This window comes from Streptomyces sp. NPDC045022, assembly GCF_056432605.1.
The window spans coordinates 81,896-99,137 of the sequence record NZ_JBWKIR010000021.1 but is presented as its reverse complement, the minus strand read 5'-3'; the positions used below and the strand labels follow the sequence as shown (position 1 = coordinate 99,137).

Here is a 17,242-nt window from a genome sequence, read left to right as displayed (position 1 = left end):
TCCGCCGGCCGAACATCCGTGCCAGCATGGGCGGGTGGAACCGACACCCGCCCAACCGCTCCCCCAAGCTCTCGACGCCGGTCGAGCGGCGGGGACCCCCGCCGCCGCCCACGACCGCGAGATCGAGTCCCTCGCCGAGTTCGACGAGGAGGTCGCCGCGCACGGCTCGCTCGCCCGATACCGGGTACAGGCAGTCGACCTGAGCGACCGTACCGACGCACTGCTCCGCCTCGACGCCACGGGCGCCGTCTTCCTCGGCTGCCCGATGGCCCCCGAGGCCGCCGCCCATGTCCGGTCGGCCGGAGCCCTGGTGTTCCCGCCCGTCCCCGATCTCCCCTTCGACCCGTACCGCGGCTTCGTCTACACACCCGGCGAACTCTTCGAGTCGCTGGACGAGGGGTACGAGGCGACACCGGACGCCCGGGCCTACGCCTGGTTCCGGCGGACGAAGGCCGACGGTGACGTGTTCGCCTCGATGCTCCGCGCGATCCACGACGACGCCGTCTCCGACGCGCTGGACGAACTCCTCGTCGGCGCCCGGGTGGTGGGCGTCATGGGCGGCCACGCCATGGCACGCGGGACCGCCGCCTACGCCGGTGCCGCCCGGCTGGGCCGCGAACTGACCCGCGCCGGGTTCACGGTGGCCACCGGTGGCGGACCGGGCGCGATGGAGGCGGCGAACCTCGGCGCCTACGCCGCTCCCTTCGCCGACGGCATGCTCGACGACGCGCTCCAGCTCCTCGCCGGGGCCCCCTCGTTCCGCCCGTCCGTCACGGAGTGGGCGCGGGCGGCCTTCGGGGTGCGCGAACGGTGGCCGGGCGGCGGGGCGTCGGTGGGCATCCCCACCTGGTTCTACGGCCACGAGCCGCCGAACGCGTTCGCCGCGCACGTCGCCAAGTACTTCGCCAACGCCACCCGCGAGGACGGCCTGCTGGCCCGCTGCACCGCCGGAGTGGTCTTCCTGCCGGGCGCCGCCGGGACCGTACAGGAGATCTTCGACAACGCGACGCCGAACTACTACGAGTCGCGCGGTGAGCCGACGCCGATGGTGCTCGTGGACGAGGCGCACTGGACGCGGGAGCTGCCGACGTGGCCGTTGCTGCGGTCGCTGGCCCGCGGGCGGTCGATGGAGTCCCGTATCGCCCTCGTTGACCGGATCGAGCAGGTGCCGGACGCGATCAAACGTCTCGATGCTTAATAAGCAGGTAAAGTCAACGGCCTCCGGTGGCATATGCGTTGACACTACTTACGGAGCGCTTATAAATCTGTGAGCCTCCTGGGGGTGCTGGGGCCTCACCTCGTCTGTGCCCCAACTCCCCTTCAGCCCCCCGCAGTTATGCTCTGTAAAGGACAAACGTGTCCATAACTCGCCGTAGCGCACGCCGTTCCGTGCGCATCCTGGGTGTTGCCTCCGCCTCGGCCGCGGTCGTGCTGGGTCTGTCCAGCTCCGCGCTCGCGTGCAACATCCGTGACTTCAAGGCCGAAGCCAAGTGCGACGGTGAAAAGGGTGTCATCGTCGTCACCGACACCGACCGCTCCGCGGTCGAGGCCACCGTCACCGTGTTCCTGAAGGCCGACGGCGGCGTCGAGACCAAGGTGGGCGAGCAGCAGGTCAAGGGCTCGGCCGAGGGCACTCCGGTCACCTTCCCGGAGGACTGGAAGCCGAACGCGACCTACCGCGTCCACGTCACGGCCGGCCACATCGTCGACGAGGACGTCAAGCCCGACCTGGTGACGCCGTCCACGGCCTGCAAGACCGAGGAGACCAAGACCCCGGCACCGACGGCCTCCACCACGCCGTCGCCGTCGCCGTCCAAGTCCGCCCCGGCCGAGTCGGCGAGCCCGACCCCGTCGACCTCCGAGTCCAGCTCCGCACCGGCGGGCACGCCGAGCAACGCGCCGTCCCCGGCGGCCGCTGACTCGAACCTCGCCGAGACCGGTGCCAACTCCAACACCGGTCTGATCGCCGGCCTCGCGGGCGCCCTGGTCGTCGTCGGCGGTGGCGCGGTCTTCTTCGGCATGCGCCGCCGTGGAGCGCGCAACAACGGCTGACGCCTTTTCCGTACAGCGCCGCGGCCCGTCCTCCTATCCCCAGGGGACGGGCCGCGGTCGTCGAGCGGTCACCCCACGGGGACGGTCGCGCCCTCGCCCCCGGTCGGGGCCGTCCTCAGCCGAAGGTGGTCCGCCGCAGCCAGAACTCCAGCAGCTCCCGCTCGCCCAGCGCTTCGAGGCCGGGGCTGTCCAGCGGCAGCCGGTGGTAGAACGCGAGCAGGACCGAGGTGAGCGGTCCCCGCAGGGCCACGGTCGCCTTCTCGTGCCCGCGGCGCCAGGTGACTCCCTCCTCGCCCAGCTCGACGAGCCATTCGGCGTTCAGGGCGGGCTCGGTGTCGGTGGCGTGCAGGTGGATGCTGCGGCCGGGACCGCGCAACTCCTTCGCCTCCGGGCGCGGGGTGTTCCGCTGCACCCACTCCACGAGCTGGAGCCACTCGTCCAGCGCGTCGGTGGCGATGTCGGGCGCGACCTCGTAGGGCAGCCCGGCGGTGAGGGTGGCGTCCGCGCGGTGGATGGTGATCTCGTGGGCCATCCGGCGGGCCCAGAAACCGGAGCTGGCCATGCCGGTCCACGACCACACCCCGGCGTCCGGGCCGGCCTCGCGCAGTGCGGCGACGACCAGGTCACCGGCCTGTGCCAGCCAGGCGTCCAGCGCCGCCGCGTCACCCTGGGCCTCCGGCCCGGCGCCGAGCGGCACCCGCTCGTGCTCGATCGGCTCCTGCGCCCGGCTCCGCACCAGGGCGTCCACCCAGCGCAGGGCGCCGCCCATGTGGCGGACGAGCTGTTCGAGCGACCAGTCCGGGCAGGTCGGCACGGTGGCGGAGAGATCGGCGCCGGAGGTCACCACGGCTCTCAACTGCTTCACCTGGTGGGCTATTTCGTCACAGTAACGGTCATGTGCGAGTAACGTCATGACCTCACCTTAGGGCGAGATGATCAGTCGAGTACGACGGTTTCCGCCGCGTCGAACTCCACCCCCACCGTGTCCCCGACCTCCGGCGCGTCCCGGAGCGCGCAGGCAGCCTCCAGGCGCGGGGCGTCCCCGGGCTGGAGGCGGACGGCCACGTGGGTGCCCTTGAAGGTACGGGCGGTCACCGTGCACGGCAGGCCGGCGTCGGCGGCCACGAGCCGTACCCCGGCGGGCCGGACCAGGAGCGTACGGTTCCCCTGCGCGGAGCCGTCGGGCACGGGCAGCTTGCCCCACGGGCTGTCGGCGGCGGTACCGGCGACGGTCGCCGCGATCACGTTGTCGAAGCCGAGGAAGCGGGCCACGAACGCGTCGGCGGGCCGCTGCCAGACCTCCAGGGGCGTCCCCGACTGCGCGATCCGCCCGTCCCGCATCACCACCACCCGGTCGGCCAGGGCGAACGCCTCGCCCTGGTCGTGGGTCACGGCGAGCACGGTCGTCCCCAGCCGGCCGAACAGTTCCCGCAGTTCGACCACCAGCCGCTCGCGCAGCGAGCGGTCGAGCTGGCCGAGCGGTTCGTCCAGCATGAGCAGACGGGGCCGGGGCGCGAGTGCCCGGGCGAGCGCCACGCGCTGCTGCTCACCGCCGGACAGCCCGGCCACGGCCCGCCGGGCGGCCCCCGGCAGCCCGACCAGCTCCAGCAACTGGCTCACCCGGCTGTCCCGTTCGCCCTTGACGACACCGTGCATGCGCAGCCCGAAGGCGACGTTGGCGCCGACGTCCTGCTGCGGGAAGAGCTGATGGTCCTGGAACATCAGCCCGACACCGCGCTTGTGCGCGGGCAGTCCCGTCTGGTCGCGGCCGTCGAGCAGCACCCGCCCCGAGTCCAGCCGCTGCAGCCCGGCCACCGCCCGGAGCAGCGTCGACTTGCCGCTGCCGCTCGGCCCGAGCACACACACCACCTCGTGCTCGGCGACATCGAGGCCGACCGCGTCGAGCACGGGCCGCCCGCCGAAGCGCACGGTCGCGGCATCGAGGCTCAGCAGCATCAGAACTCCCCCGTCCGGTCGGTGCGCAGCCGCTCCAGGACGAGCAGCGCGACGGCGCACACCACCATCAGAATGGTCGAAAGGGCCATGGCCTGGCCGTAGTTCAGGTCTCCGGGGCGGCTGAGCAGCCGGGCCACGGCGACCGGGAGCGTCGGGTTGTCCGGCCGGGCGATGAACACGGTCGCCCCGAACTCGCCGAGCGAGACGGCGAACGCGAACCCGGCCGCGACCAGCAGCGCCCGCCGCACCATCGGCAGGTCCACCTCGCGCCACACCCGCCAGGGCGAGGCACCCAGCACGGCCGCCGCCTCCCTGAGCCGCCCGTCCACCGCGCGCAGCACGGGCAGCATGGTCCGTACGACGAAGGGTGCGCCCACCAGCGCCTGGGCGAGCGGCACCAGGATCCAGGACTGGCGCAGGTCCAGCGGCGGCTTGTCGAGCGCGATCAGGAAGCCGAAGCCGACGGTCACGGCGGACACGCCGAGCGGCAGCATCAGCAGCGCGTCGAAACCCCGTACCAGCCGTCCCGCGTCCCGCCGGGCCAGCGCGGCGGCGGCGAGACCTCCGATCACCACGGCGATGGCGGTGGCGGCGACGGCGTACTCCAGTGAAGTCCACACCGCGTGCAGGGGCGCCACCAGGAACGTACCGCCGTCGGCATCGGTCAGCGCCCGGTAGTAGCCGAGGCCTGGCGCGTCGAGGGAGCGCCGGACGAGCACGCCGAGCGGCAGCACGAGCAGCAGGGCAATGGTGGCGAGAACCCCGGCGAGCAGCGCCCACTGCCCCGGCCCGTGCGGTCGGCGGGCGGTCGCCCTGGGATCGACGAGGCGCAGCGCGGCCTCCCGCCGCCGTACGGTCCAGGCGTGCACGGCGAGGATCGCGCCGACGGCGACGAACTGGACGAGAGTGAGGACGGCGGCCGTGGACAGATCGAACACATCGGACGTCTGCCGGTAGATCTCCACTTCGAGTGTGGAGAAGGTGGGGCCGCCGAGGATCTGCACGACACCGAAGGAGGTGAAGGTGAACAGGAACACCATCAGCGCGGCGGCGGCCACGGCCGGCGCGAGCGCGGGGAGGGTGATCCTCCGCCAGGCCGCCAGCGGCGAGGCGCCGAGCATCCGGGCCGCCTCCTCCTGCCGGGGATCGAGCTGGGCCCACAGCCCGCCCACCGTGCGCACGACGACCGCGTAGTTGAAGAAGACGTGGGCCAGCAGGATGGCCCACACCGTGGTGTCCAGCCGTACCCCCCACAGCTCGTCGAGCAGCCCGCCCCGCCCGACCAGCGCCAGGAAGGCACTGCCGGCGACGACGGTCGGCAGCACGAACGGGACCGTGACGACGGCCCGGAGCAGATGCCTGCCCGGGAAGTCGAGGCGGGCGAAGACATGGGCGGCGGGCAGTGCGAGCAGCAGGGTGAGCGCGGTGGAGGCGAGCGCCTGCCAGGTGGTGAACCACAGCACGTGCCGGATGTCCGGCTGGGTGACGACGTCCGCGATCCGCCCGAACTGCCAGGCGCCGCCCACCTTCAGTCCGCGCGCGACGATCGCGGCCACGGGCCAGGCGAAGAACAGCGCGAAGAACGCGACGGGCAGGGCCACGAGCCCCAGCCGCGCCGCGTTTCCCCGCCGGGTCTCGGCTACTTCAGTACGAGCGACGTCCACGACTTGACCCACTGGTCGCGGTTGGCGGCGATCTTGCCGGGTGCCATGGTCTCGGGGCTCTTGGCGGCCGCCCCGTACTTCGTGAACTCGGCCGGCACGCCGGCCCCCTTCACGACCGGGTAGACGAACATCTTCAGCGGCATGTCCTGCTGGAACTCCTTGGTGAGCAGGAAGTCGATGAACGCCTTGCCGCCCTTGGTGTTCTTCGCGTTGCTCAGCAGCCCGGCGAACTCGATCTGCCGGAAGCAGGTACCGGCGGCCACGCCGGTCGGGGCGGTGCTGGGCCGCTTCTTGGCGTAGATCACCTCGGCCGGCGGGGAGGAGGCGTACGACACCACGAGCGGGCGGTCGCCGCCGGCCTTCTTGCCCTCGGAGGAGCCGGAGAACTCCTGGTAGTAGGCCTGCTCCCAGCCGTCGACGACCTTGACGCCGTTGGCCTGGAGCTTCTTCCAGTAGTCCTGCCAACCGCTGTCGCCGTACCGGGCGGCGCTGCCGAGCAGGAAGCCCAGCCCGGGCGAGGAGGTGGCGGCGTTCTCCGTGACGAGGAGGTTCCTGTACTCGGGCTTGGCCAGGTCGGCGTACGACCCCGGCGGGGTCAGCTTGTGCTTGCTGAAGTAGGCCTTGTCGTAGTTGACGCAGATGTCGCCGTAGTCGACGGGCGTGACGCGGTGCCCGGCCCGGTCGAGCTGGTAGGCGGCGCCGACGGTGCCGAGTCCCTTGGCCTCGTACGGCTGGAAGAGACCGTTGTCGAGGGCCCGGGACAGCAGCGTGTTGTCGACGCCGAAGAAGACGTCGCCCTGCGGGTTGTCCTTGGTCAGGATCGCCTTGTTGACGGCCTGGCCGGCGTCGCCGTCCTCGAGCACCCTGACCTTGTATCCGGATCGCTTCTCGAAGTCCTTGAGCACACTCTTGGAGACGGCCCACGAGTTGTGGCTGACCAGGGTGACGGTCTTGGAGTCCGTGGACCCCTTGGCGTCGGTCGACCCGCAGCCGGTCAGCACGGGCAGGGCGATCAGGCCGAGCCCGACCGCCCCGGCCACGAAGGTCTTGTTGTGCACTGGATGTCCTCCTGGGGGTTGGCCAGGAAGAGACGCGGCCCCGCCCGGGTTCCGCGAGGGAGGCCCGGGCAGGGCGCAACAGCTTGAGTGATGACCGAACTTCCTACCCAGAATGACCTGGGCGAGGTTCAGAGGGTCTGCGGCCCGATTGCCGCACTCTCAGCGCTGTGGCGCTCCCCTGTCGGAATATGAAGATGTTGGACGTGGCCAGATTACCGCTCGGTGGCCGCGAGCTGACCGCAGGCCCCGTCGATCTCCTGACCACGGGTGTCCCGAACGGTGACGGGCACCCCGTGCGCGGCGATGGCCTCGACGAACGCCTTCTCGTCCGCCGGCCGGGAGGCGGTCCACTTGGACCCCGGCGTCGGGTTGAGCGGGATCAGGTTGACGTGCACGGGCTTGCCCCTGAGCAGCCGGCCGAGCCGGTCACCACGCCAGGCCTGGTCGTTGATGTCCCGGATCAACGCGTACTCGATCGACAGCCGGCGGCCGGACTTCTCGGCGTACTCGAACCCGGCGTCCAGCACCTCGCGCACCTTCCACCGCGTGTTCACGGGGACGAGGGTGTCGCGCAGCTCGTCGTCGGGGGCGTGCAGGGAGATCGCGAGCCGGCACTTGAAGCCCTCGTCGGCGAACCGGTGGATGGCCGGCACCAGCCCGACGGTCGAGACGGTGATCCCGCGCTGCGAGAGCCCGAGCCCGTCCGGGGCGGGATCCGTGAGCGCCCGAACGGCGCCCACGACCCGCTTGTAGTTGGCGAGCGGCTCCCCCATCCCCATGAAGACGATGTTGGAAAGCCGCGCAGGTCCGCCTGGCACCTCCCCGTCCCGCAGGGCCCGCATCCCGTCCACGATCTGGTGGACGATCTCGGCGGTGGACAGGTTCCGGTCGAGACCCGCCTGCCCGGTGGCGCAGAACGGGCAGTTCATGCCGCACCCCGCCTGCGAGCTGATGCACATGGTGACCCGGTCCGGGTACCGCATCAGCACGGACTCGACGAGCGTCCCGTCGAACAGCCGCCACAGGGTCTTGCGCGTGGTCCCCTGGTCGGTCGACAGGTGCCGGACGACGGTCATCAGCTCGGGAAGCAACGCCTCCTGCAGCTTGCCGCGCGCACCGGCGGGGATGTCGGTCCACTCCGCCGGGTCGTGCGCGTACCGCGCGAAGTAGTGCTGCGAGAGTTGCTTGGCACGGAACGGCTTCTCGCCGATCTCGGCCACCGCGTCCTTGCGCTCGGCGGGCGTGAGGTCGGCGAGGTGCCGCGGCGGCTTCTTGGCTCCGCGCGGGGCGACGAAAGTGAGTTCTCCGGGCTTAGGCATGGCTGTACCAGTGTCGCAGATCCAATCGGGTGACCTGCGGCCCAGCGTCGGGTGGTCGGGGGTCCGGTCGTGTCACCAGGTCACGGGCAGGGTCCTGGGGCCGCGGATCAGGCCCTGGCGCTGGAATTCGACCTCCTCGGGGGGCACGGCCAGCCGGATTCCGGGGAATCGGGTGAGGACGGTGCCGATCATGACCTCGGCCTCCATGCGGGCCATGATGGCGGCGAGGCAGTGGTGCGGGCCATGGCCGAAGGCCAGGTGGGCGGCGTTCTCGCGGTCGAAGTCCAGGGCGTCGGGGTCGGGGAAGACCTCGGGGTCGCGGTTGGCGGCGACGTAGGCGTTGTAGACCACGTCACCGGCCTGGATCAGCCGGCCGCCGACCTCGACGTCCTCGACGGCGACGCGGGGGATGCCGACGCCGTTGCGGTGCGGGACGTAGCGGAACAGTTCGTCCACGGCCCGGGCCAGCAGCTCCGGCTCGCGGCGCAGCCGGTCCATGTGCCCGGGGTGGGTGAGCAGCGCGTACATCATCGAGCCGCTGTTGTTGCGGACCGCGTGGCCGCCGCTGACCTGGATGGCGGTGGCGAGTGAGATCGCCTCGTCGTCGGTGATCTCGCCCGCCGCGGCGGCCTGCGCCAGCACCCCGGCGAGGTCTTCGCGGGGCTCCTCACGGCGGCGCTGGAGCAGTTCGACGATCCGTGCCCGGGTGGCCTGGGCGGCCTCCCTGGCGCGCTCCGCGGATTCGGTGCCCGCGGACAGCAGGGCCTCGCCCGTCGCGGCCCAGCGGTGCCAGTCCTTCTCGTCCACGCCGAGGAAGTCGCGGACCACCGCGATCGGGAAGGGGCCGTGCAGGTGTTCCATGAGGTCGGCCGGTGCGCCCGCGCGCTCCATGCCGTCGAGCAGTTCGGTGGCCCTGTGCTCGGCCAGCGGCCGCAGCCGCTGCATGCTCTTCCCGGTGAAGGCGCGGGCGACGACGCGGCGCAGCCGGTTGTGCCGCGGCGGGTCGATGTACTGCAGGCCCGCCGTCTGCGATGCCACCGGCACCGGGCGCATCGTGGTGACGTCGCGGCCGACGACCTGTTCGCGAGAGAAGCGCGGGTCGGAGGTGACGAAGCGGACGTCCTCGTACCGGGTGACCAGCCAGGCGTGGCCGTCGCCGTGCGGCAGTCTGATCCGGGTGACCGGCTCGTCGCGCAGCAGTTCGTCGAGGAAGGGGTCGGGGTCGAGGGCGGGCAGGTCGTCGACGGGCCAGAACCTCACCGGCGGAGGGGGCGGGGTGGATGCTGGGTCGAGGGGCATCGGGCACACTCCCTGCTGCGTCGCCGGGCGGCGCAGGACACGCCGTCCTCTGAGGGAGTCTGCCGCGCGCGGGGCCCGGCCGCCGATTTGTGCTGCGGCATCCGGGTGCGGGCTCCTTCCGGAACGGGCCGGGGAGTCCGGGACGGCGACGGGCCGGGGAGTTCGGTAACGGCAACGGGCCAGGGAGCCCGGGAACGGCGACGGGCCCCCGCCCTGTGCTCAGGGCGGGGGCCCGGAAGTCCGTACGACGCCCGGCACACGCGGATCCGACGATTGCTGCCGTGCTTCCATGTGGCGCTATCGCGATGTGGCACCGTCAGCGGCCGGACCGGAGCGGCCCCGGTTCAGCTGCCGCCGACGAACACCACCATCAGCAGCCAGACCACCGGCGCCGTGGGCAGCAGCGAGTCGAGCCGGTCCATGATGCCGCCGTGCCCGGGAAGCAGGGTGCCCATGTCCTTGATGCCCAGGTCCCGCTTGATCATGGACTCGCCGAGGTCGCCCAGCGTGGCGCTGGCCGCGACCGCGAGGCCCAGCAGCAGGCCCTGCCACCAGCTGCCGTCGTCGATCAGGAACTGCATGCACAGCGCGCCCGCGACCATGGCGAACAGCACCGCGCCGAGCAGGCCCTCACGGGTCTTGCCGGGGCTGATGCGCGGGGCGAGCTTGTGCTTGCCGAAGCGCCAGCCGACCGCGTACGCGCCGGTGTCGCTGACGACCGTCAGCAGCAGGAAGGTGAGGACCCTCCAGGGGCCGTCGTCGGCGGTGAGCATCAGCGCGACGAACGTGGCCAGGAAGGGCACGTAGAACGCCGCGAAGACGCCGGCCGTGACGTCCTTGAGGTAGCCCTCCGGTGGTTCGGTCATGCGCCAGACGAGAACTGCCAGGGCGGTCAGGGCCATGGCGACCCACGCGCCCTCGGCGCCGCGCACATAACCGGCGACCACCATCGCCGCACCGCCGACCGCGAGCGGCACGAGCGGCGCCTTGATGCCCTTGCGCTCCTGCAGCCTGCTGGTCAGCTCCCACAGGCCGACGACGACGGCGACCGCTATCACGCCCAGGAACACGGCCTTGACGACGAACAGGGACGCGACGATCACCACACCGAGCCCGACGCCGACCCCTATGGCCGCGCTCAGGTCACGGCCCGCGCTCTTCTTCTGCGGCGCTGGCGCCGGCTGCGGGGCGTCGGGCATGGGCTCCGGATTCTGGGTCTCGGCCGGGAGGGGCCGGTCCTGGAAGGTCTCGTCTCGGAAGAGGGAGCCGCCCGGCCGAGCGGCCCCCCGGTCGTCGTCCTGGTCTCCGCCGTACGCGGGTGCGCCGGGCGCGATGGGCATGTGGCGAGTCTGCTGCGCCTCAGGCGCATCGTATGCGGGACCCGCCGGGGCGGCCCCCTGGGCAGGCTGGACAGGCACGCCGCCGGTGGACCCCCAGTACCCGGCCTGGCCCGCCGGTGGCGGCACGCCCCAGGAAGAGTCGCTCATCAGACTTCGAGCAGCTCCGCTTCCTTGTGCTTCAGGAGCTCGTCCACCTGAGCGACGTACTTGTGGGTGGTGTCGTCGAGCTCCTTCTCCGCGCGGCGGCCCTCGTCCTCGCCGACCTCGCCGTCCTTGACGAGCTTGTCGAGGGCTTCCTTGGCCTTGCGGCGCACGGAGCGGATGGACACACGCGCGTCCTCGGCCTTGCTCTTGGCGACCTTGATGTAGTCGCGGCGGCGCTCCTCGGTCAGCTCGGGGAACACCACACGGATGATGTTGCCGTCGTTGCTGGGGTTGACGCCCAGGTCGGAGTCGCGGATGGCCTGCTCGATGTTGCGCAGCGCGCTCTTGTCGAACGGCGTCACGACCGCCATGCGCGGCTCCGGCACGGAGAACGAGGCCAGCTGGTTGATCGGCGTCGGGGCACCGTAGTAGTCGGCCACGATCTTGTTGAACATCGCCGGGTGCGCACGGCCGGTGCGGATCGCGGCGAAGTCCTCCTTGGCGACCACGACGGCCTTCTCCATCTTCTCCTCGGCCTCGAGGAGGGTCTCTTCGATCACCACTTGCTCCTGCGTGTCTTGAGTGAGGCCCGGCTGCGGTTCCTCTATCGGGCGGCGGCCGGCTGCGTCGCGTCTTCTTCCTGCACGGTTCCCGACCGGCAGGACATTGTCCATCCCCCGGCCAGGGCGCGTCCCGTCCGTCGCTCGGACAGGTGGCGTACCCCGGGTGACGGGGGTGTGCCGGTCAGTCCCGGCTGCCCTGTTCTCCCACCAGCGTGCCGATCTTCTCACCCTTGACGGCGCGGGCGATATTGCCCTCGGCGAGAAGCTCGAAGACGAGGATCGGCAGCTTGTTGTCGCGGCACAGCGTGATGGCCGTGGCGTCGGCGACCTTGAGGTCGCGGGTGATGACCTCGCCGTAGCCGAGGGCGTCGAACTTCACGGCGTCCGGGTTGGTCTTCGGGTCGGAGTCGTAGACCCCGTCCACGCCGTTCTTGCCCATGAGGAGTGCCTCGGCGTCGATCTCCAGGGCACGCTGGGCGGCGGTGGTGTCGGTGGAGAAGTACGGCATGCCCATACCGGCGCCGAAGATGACCACGCGGCCCTTCTCCAGGTGGCGCACGGCACGCAGCGGGATGTACGGCTCGGCGACCTGGCCCATGGTGATGGCGGTCTGCACCCGGCTGTCGATGCCCTCCTTCTCCAGGAAGTCCTGGAGGGCGAGGCAGTTCATCACGGTGCCGAGCATGCCCATGTAGTCGGAGCGGGCGCGGTCCATGCCGCGCTGCTGCAGTTCGGCGCCGCGGAAGAAGTTGCCGCCGCCGATGACGACCGCGACCTGCGCACCGTCCCGGACGACGGCCGCGATCTCGCGGGCGATCTTGTGCACCACGTCAGGGTCCACGCCCAGGCCGCCGCCACCGGCGAAGGCCTCTCCGGACAGCTTCAGCAGAAATCGGCCGCTTACTTTGCCGTCGTCACTCTTCTCGGCCTTGGTGGTCATGGGAGATCCCGCCTCTTTCACGTGTTGCACATGCGAAGAAGGCCATTGCCGATGGGGTCGTTTTTCGCTCCCATGCGCGGCAATGGCCTCCTCGTCAGATCTGCTGCCGTCCGCCCCACACCCGGGTGTGGCGGTGTGCGCGGACGACTGCTGTCGACCCTATCGGGATTTCTCCGCGGGTCGCGCGTCGATCGCGGTACGGACTCAGATGCCGACCTTGATGCGCGAGAAGCGCTTCAGGGTGACACCGGCCTCGTCCAGCACCTTCTGGACCGACTTCTTGTTGTCGAGCGCGTACGGCTGGCCGAGCAGCGTGGCGTCCTTGAAGAAGCCGTTGACGCGACCCTCGACGATCTTGGCGATCGCGGCCTCGGGCTTGCCCTCGGCGCGGGTGGTCTCCTCGGCGACGCGGCGCTCGGTCTCGACGACCTCGGCCGGGACGTCCTCGCGGGAGAGGTACTTCGGCGCGAAGGCGGCGATGTGCTGGGCGACGCCCTTGGCGACCTCGGCGTTGGGCTTGTCGAGCTCGACCAGGACACCGATCTGCGGGGGCAGGTCAGGCATGGTGCGGTGCATGTAGGCGGTGACGTAGCCGTCGGTGAACTGCGCGAAGCGGTCCAGGACGATCTTCTCGCCGAGGTTGGCGTTGGCCTCGTCCACGAACGCCTGGACGGTCTTGCCGGCCTCGATCTCGGAGGCCAGCAGCGCCTCGAGGTCGGCCGGGTTCGTCTTGGCGACGTGCTCGGCGATGGCGTTGGCCACGGCCTGGAACTTCTCGCCCTTGGCGACGAAGTCCGTCTCGCACTTCAGCTCGACGATGACGCCGGAGGAGTTGTCGTCGGCGATGACGGAGACCACGGCGCCGTTCTCGGCGGAGCGGCCCTCGCGCTTGGCGACGCCCTTCTGGCCCTTGATGCGCAGGGCCTCGACGGCCTTGTCGACGCTGCCCTCGGCCTCGTCCAGCGCCTTCTTGCAGTCCATCATGCCGGCGCCCGTGAGCTCACGGAGCTTCTTGACGTCGGCGGCGGTGTAGTTCGCCATGAGTCTGTGAGTCTTTCTCGAAGTCTGGGAGATCTTCAGATCCGCACGGTGCGCGATCCGCATGTGGACGCGGTTTGCGTGCTCCGTGCCGACCTACGGGTGAACAGCGGGGGCGGACTTCACCGCGCCGGAGGCGCTGTTGATGCGGTACCGCCCCCGCCGTCGACGCTGACGTCAGGCCTGCTCGCCCTCGGCGGCCGGGGTCTCGGCGGCCGGAGCCTCGGCAGCGGCCTCGGCGACCGGAGCCTCGGCCTCGGCGGCCGGGGTCTCGGCGGCCGGGGTCTCGGCGGCGGCCTCGGCCGGCTTCTCGGCCTCGGCGGCCGGAGCCTCGTCGGCCTTCTTCTCACCCTCGAGCAGGTCGCGCTCCCACTCGGCGAGCGGCTCGCCCGCGGCCTTCTCGCCCTTGTCGCCGGTGGCGACACGAGAGCGGGAGATGAGGCCCTCGGCGACCGCGTCGGCGATCACACGGGTGAGCAGGGTGACGGAGCGGATCGCGTCGTCGTTGCCCGGGATCTTGTAGTCGACCTCGTCGGGGTCGCAGTTGGTGTCGAGGATCGCGACGACCGGAATGTTGAGCTTCCGGGCCTCACCAACGGCGATGTGCTCCTTCTTGGTGTCCACGATCCAGACGGCGCTGGGCACCTTGGACATCTCGCGGATACCACCGAGGGTCTTCTCCAGCTTGGCCTTCTCGCGCGAGAGCACGAGAAGCTCCTTCTTGGTCAGACCGGACGCGGCGACGTCCTCGAAGTCGATCTGCTCGAGCTCCTTGAGGCGCTGCAGACGCTTGTAGACGGTCGAGAAGTTGGTGAGCATGCCGCCCAGCCAGCGCTGGTTGACGAAGGGCATGCCGACGCGGGTGGCCTGCTCGGCGATGGCCTCCTGCGCCTGCTTCTTCGTGCCGACGAACATGACCGTGCCGCCGTGGGCGACGGTCTCCTTGACGAACTCGTAGGCGCGGTCGATGTACGACAGCGACTGGAGCAGGTCGATGATGTAGATGCCGTTGCGCTCGGTGAAGATGAAGCGCTTCATCTTCGGGTTCCAGCGACGGGTCTGGTGACCGAAGTGGACGCCGCTCTCCAGCAGCTCCCGCATCGTGACGACGGCCATGGCCGTATCTCCTTGGTTTTCTCGGTTGTGCCGCGCCCGCCGGGCGGCGGTCGCGCCTGACGCCCGGGACGCGCCGTGCCACGAAGGACCGAGAGGCGCTTGGTACGAACCCTTGCCGGGTGCCGTACCGGGGCGTGCGAAGTCGACCCGGTGACCCGGATCGCCAGAAGAAGTGTACGGGACCGGCGAGGCGCCGGGTGACGCCGCTGTCCACAACCGTGGAGTGATCCACAGAGTCCGGCCGTGACCGGGGCGGGTGCGGGACGCTTCTCGCATGCGACGTGCGATGCGATGTGTCTCGGTGTGGGCGGCCCTGCTGCTGGGCCCGGCCGCGGCCGCACTCACCCCGGCGGCCTGGGCGGACACCCCGGTCCCGGTGCCGCGGCCCGCCCCGCGGGCCCCGGTCCCGGCCATCGGCCGCGCCTGGCCGGTGGGGATCCGGCCGACGGTGCTACGGGGCTGGGAGCCCCCGGCCACGGTGTACGGCCCTGGGCACCGGGGCGTGGATCTGGCGGCGCCGGCCGGCTCCGCGGTGAGAGCGGTCGCGGCCGGCCGGGTGTCCTTCGCGGGCCGGGTGGCAGGGCGGGGCGTGGTGTCACTGGAACTGACGGGCACGGACCTGCGCACCACGTACGAGCCGGTGACCGCGTCGGTGAAGAAGGGGGACGAGGTGGGGGCCGGCGAGGTGGTGGGGGTGGTGGAGCCGGCGGGCTCGCACTGCGGGAGGGCGACGTGCGTGCACTGGGGCCTGCTGAGCGGCGACACCTATCTGGACCCGCTGTCCCTGCTCCCACCGTGGCTGCTGCACAGGGGCCCGTCGAGACTGCTGCCGGTGCTGGGGGTGCCGCTCCCTGCGTAGCTGCGGGCGAGCGTAGCTGCGGGCGGTCCTGCTTACGCGGCTGTTCGTGGCGCTGGGGGCGGCGGCTCCGTCCCGAATGAAAGGAGGACCCCCGTGTCGGCGCGGGCAAGCGACCGCCCACCTCCGCCGAGCCGGGGCCGGGCTCAGCCCCGCACACCTCGCAGAGCCATGGACACCGCGGCATCCGTGATCACCGCGGGATCCTCGGCGGCCCCCAGCTCGATCCGCCGTACGGCCGCGTCCACAACCCCTTGCAGCAACATCGCCGCCAGCCGGGGCTGGGCATGCCCCGTCTCCCCCAGCGCCTCGACGATCATCGCGACCAGCCCCCCGTGGGCCGCCCGGATCTTCTCCCGCGCCCCCGCGTCCAGCTCGCTCGCGGAGATGGCGACGACCGCCCGGTGCCGCCGGTCCCCGACCAGCGCCAGCTGCTGCCGCACATACGCCTCGACCTTGGCCTCGGGTGAGTCCGCGCGCTCCATCGCCGAGGCCACCTCCGCAGCCCACAGCGGGAAGTCGACCTCGCACAGCTCCTCGACCACGGCCGCGCGCGACCGGAAGTACTCGTACACGGACGACCGGGCCAGCCCCGTCCGCTCGGCCAGCGCGGGGAAGGTCAGCGCTTCCGTCCCGCCCTCGGACAGCAGGGACCGAGCCGCGTCCAGCAGGGCGGCTCGCTGCATCGACCGGTGTTCGGCCACGGAGGCCGCTCGAATCCTTGGCACGTCGACCACTTTACGGACACGCCATCCCGGAAGGGTGGAGTCAGCGCCCGAAGCTCGCCAGCTTGGCCCGCAGCTGCAGCACCGACTTGGTGTGGATCTGACTGACCCGGCTCTCGGTGACGCCGAGCACGTTGCCGATCTCGGCGAGGGTGAGCCCCTCGTAGTAGTACAGCGTGACGACGGTCTTCTCCCGCTCGGGCAGCGTGTTGATGGCCCGCGCGAGGAACCGCCGCAGCTCCCGGTCCTCGGCCACCTCCACCGGGTTGTCGGCGGCGGTGTCCTCCAGCGTGTCCATGAGGCTGAGCCGGTCCCCGCCCTCGCCGCCGACGTGCAGCAGCTCCTCCAGGGCGACCACGTTGGCCAGCGACAACTGGCTGAACACGGCGTGGAGTTCCTCGACCTCCATGCCCAGCTCGGTGGCGACCTCGCCCTCGTTCGGAGTGCGCCGCAGCCGGGCCTCCAGGGTGGCGTAGGCACGCTCGACATTGCGCGCCTTCTGCCGGACCGAACGGGGGATCCAGTCCAGCGCCCGCAGCTCGTCGATCATCGCGCCCCGGATCCGGGTGATCGCGTACGTCTCGAACTTGATCTCCCGGTCGATGTCGAACTTCTCGATCGCGTCGATCAGCCCGAAGACACCGGAGGAGACGAAGTCCGCCTGTTCCACGTTGGGCGGCAGGCCGACGCTCACCCGGCCCGCCACGTATTTCACGAGCGGCGAGTAGTGCAGGATCAGCTGCTCCCGCAGCCGGTCGTCCCCCGTCGCCTTGTACGACCGCCACAGCTCGTCGAGCGTCGAGGGAGCGGGCGGCCGCACGCTGCCACCGTCGCGGGCGGCTGGGGGGATCGCCGCCCGGTCGGACCCGGAGGTGTGCTGGGGCATTCGTCGCCTTGTGCCGTTCTGCCGTGAAGTGCTGTGAACTGCTGTGAAGTGGGTGGGGCTGGGGCTGGTGGGATGAAGTGGGCTACCTGGGTGAGCTGTCGCTCTGATGTCGAGTTGGCGCGGTCTGTGTCGACGTCTTCGTGAGCGTAGCGTGACTGAGACGTCGCGATGCGCGAACAACGAGGCTCCACCCGTGCGCGGGGCGCCCCGGCCGTCCCGGTGACCGCACCCCGGGGCTCGCTCTGCGTGACCGGCCGGAGTGACCAACTCCGGGAAACCTCAAGGG

At 71.1% G+C, this 17,242-nt stretch carries 16 protein-coding genes; 3 read left to right on the top strand and 13 right to left on the bottom strand.

Annotated elements, in window-relative coordinates:
- The first annotated feature begins 34 nt into the window (after positions 1 to 34).
- Positions 35 to 1,198: an LOG family protein gene (locus AC07C1_RS30170; RefSeq protein WP_478944070.1), complete on the top strand. Its 1,164-nt coding sequence runs from the start codon at positions 35 to 37 to the stop codon at positions 1,196 to 1,198.
- Positions 1,199 to 1,356: 158 nt separating this feature from the next.
- Positions 1,357 to 2,052, top strand: a complete 696-nt coding sequence (locus AC07C1_RS30165) for an LAETG motif-containing sortase-dependent surface protein (protein ID WP_478944068.1) — start codon at positions 1,357 to 1,359, stop codon at positions 2,050 to 2,052.
- 115 nt (positions 2,053 to 2,167) lie between these two features.
- Here the strand turns inward: AC07C1_RS30165 and AC07C1_RS30160 are convergent, their stop codons facing one another.
- The 11 genes from AC07C1_RS30160 to rpsB all read right to left on the bottom strand — a co-directional run bounded on the left by AC07C1_RS30160 (position 2,168) and on the right by rpsB (position 14,489).
- Complete coding sequence (locus tag AC07C1_RS30160; protein ID WP_478944067.1) at positions 2,168 to 2,965, bottom strand: maleylpyruvate isomerase family mycothiol-dependent enzyme; 798 nt, start codon at positions 2,963 to 2,965, stop codon at positions 2,168 to 2,170.
- Positions 2,966 to 2,988: 23 nt separating this feature from the next.
- On the bottom strand, positions 2,989 to 4,008 hold the full coding sequence (locus AC07C1_RS30155) for an ABC transporter ATP-binding protein (RefSeq protein ID WP_478944065.1): 1,020 nt from the start codon (positions 4,006 to 4,008) through the stop codon (positions 2,989 to 2,991).
- Complete coding sequence (locus AC07C1_RS30150; protein WP_478944145.1) at positions 4,008 to 5,609, bottom strand: ABC transporter permease; 1,602 nt, start codon at positions 5,607 to 5,609, stop codon at positions 4,008 to 4,010. Before AC07C1_RS30150 ends, AC07C1_RS30155 begins: the two co-directional genes overlap by 1 nt.
- 38 nt (positions 5,610 to 5,647) lie before the next feature.
- On the bottom strand, positions 5,648 to 6,730 hold the full coding sequence (locus AC07C1_RS30145) for a thiamine ABC transporter substrate-binding protein (RefSeq protein WP_478944064.1): 1,083 nt from the start codon (positions 6,728 to 6,730) through the stop codon (positions 5,648 to 5,650).
- Positions 6,731 to 6,942: 212 nt separating this feature from the next.
- Positions 6,943 to 8,049, bottom strand: coding sequence for a dual-specificity RNA methyltransferase RlmN (rlmN, locus tag AC07C1_RS30140; protein WP_478944062.1), 1,107 nt, complete (start codon positions 8,047 to 8,049; stop codon positions 6,943 to 6,945).
- Between the two features lie 72 nt (positions 8,050 to 8,121).
- Entirely contained in the window at positions 8,122 to 9,348 is a 1,227-nt protein-coding gene (locus AC07C1_RS30135; protein ID WP_478944061.1) for a cytochrome P450, read from the bottom strand.
- 344 nt (positions 9,349 to 9,692) lie between these two features.
- Positions 9,693 to 10,835 (bottom strand): phosphatidate cytidylyltransferase, encoded by a 1,143-nt coding sequence (locus AC07C1_RS30130; protein WP_478944059.1) that lies wholly within the window; start codon positions 10,833 to 10,835, stop codon positions 9,693 to 9,695.
- Positions 10,835 to 11,392, bottom strand: a complete 558-nt coding sequence (gene frr / locus AC07C1_RS30125) for a ribosome recycling factor (protein ID WP_478944058.1) — start codon at positions 11,390 to 11,392, stop codon at positions 10,835 to 10,837. Before frr ends, AC07C1_RS30130 begins: the two co-directional genes overlap by 1 nt.
- Positions 11,393 to 11,576: 184 nt before the next feature.
- A complete protein-coding gene (gene pyrH, locus AC07C1_RS30120; RefSeq protein WP_478944056.1) occupies positions 11,577 to 12,335 on the bottom strand; it encodes a UMP kinase in 759 nt (252 codons plus the stop codon).
- Positions 12,336 to 12,539: 204 nt separating this feature from the next.
- Positions 12,540 to 13,376 (bottom strand): translation elongation factor Ts, encoded by an 837-nt coding sequence (gene tsf, locus AC07C1_RS30115; protein WP_478944055.1) that lies wholly within the window; start codon positions 13,374 to 13,376, stop codon positions 12,540 to 12,542.
- Between the two features lie 174 nt (positions 13,377 to 13,550).
- Complete coding sequence (gene rpsB / locus AC07C1_RS30110) at positions 13,551 to 14,489, bottom strand: 30S ribosomal protein S2 (RefSeq protein ID WP_478944054.1); 939 nt, start codon at positions 14,487 to 14,489, stop codon at positions 13,551 to 13,553.
- A gap of 274 nt (positions 14,490 to 14,763) precedes the next feature.
- On the opposite strand from rpsB, the gene AC07C1_RS30105 reads away from it, so the two are divergent.
- Positions 14,764 to 15,348 (top strand): peptidoglycan DD-metalloendopeptidase family protein, encoded by a 585-nt coding sequence (locus tag AC07C1_RS30105; protein ID WP_478944052.1) that lies wholly within the window; start codon positions 14,764 to 14,766, stop codon positions 15,346 to 15,348.
- A 143-nt stretch (positions 15,349 to 15,491) separates the two neighbouring features.
- On the opposite strand, the gene AC07C1_RS30100 is transcribed toward AC07C1_RS30105, so the two are convergent.
- Positions 15,492 to 16,049 (bottom strand): TetR/AcrR family transcriptional regulator, encoded by a 558-nt coding sequence (locus tag AC07C1_RS30100; RefSeq protein ID WP_478944143.1) that lies wholly within the window; start codon positions 16,047 to 16,049, stop codon positions 15,492 to 15,494.
- Positions 16,050 to 16,113: 64 nt separating this feature from the next.
- The gene (gene whiG, locus AC07C1_RS30095) at positions 16,114 to 16,956 is read right to left on the bottom strand and encodes an RNA polymerase sigma factor WhiG (protein ID WP_478944050.1); all 843 of its coding nucleotides are present in this window, start codon (positions 16,954 to 16,956) and stop codon (positions 16,114 to 16,116) included.
- Positions 16,957 to 17,242 lie beyond the last annotated feature (286 nt).

Coding starts and splice junctions, on each gene's coding strand:
- AC07C1_RS30160 (WP_478944067.1), bottom strand. CDS start 2,965: ATGACGTTACTCGCACATGACCGTTACTGTGACGAAATAGCCCACCAG.
- AC07C1_RS30155 (WP_478944065.1), bottom strand. CDS start 4,008: ATGCTGCTGAGCCTCGATGCCGCGACCGTGCGCTTCGGCGGGCGGCCC.
- rlmN (WP_478944062.1), bottom strand. CDS start 8,049: ATGCCTAAGCCCGGAGAACTCACTTTCGTCGCCCCGCGCGGAGCCAAG.
- AC07C1_RS30135 (WP_478944061.1), bottom strand. CDS start 9,348: ATGCCCCTCGACCCAGCATCCACCCCGCCCCCTCCGCCGGTGAGGTTC.
- AC07C1_RS30130 (WP_478944059.1), bottom strand. CDS start 10,835: ATGAGCGACTCTTCCTGGGGCGTGCCGCCACCGGCGGGCCAGGCCGGG.
- pyrH (WP_478944056.1), bottom strand. CDS start 12,335: ATGACCACCAAGGCCGAGAAGAGTGACGACGGCAAAGTAAGCGGCCGA.
- tsf (WP_478944055.1), bottom strand. CDS start 13,376: ATGGCGAACTACACCGCCGCCGACGTCAAGAAGCTCCGTGAGCTCACG.
- rpsB (WP_478944054.1), bottom strand. CDS start 14,489: ATGGCCGTCGTCACGATGCGGGAGCTGCTGGAGAGCGGCGTCCACTTC.
- AC07C1_RS30105 (WP_478944052.1), top strand. CDS start 14,764: ATGCGACGTGCGATGCGATGTGTCTCGGTGTGGGCGGCCCTGCTGCTG.
- whiG (WP_478944050.1), bottom strand. CDS start 16,956: ATGCCCCAGCACACCTCCGGGTCCGACCGGGCGGCGATCCCCCCAGCC.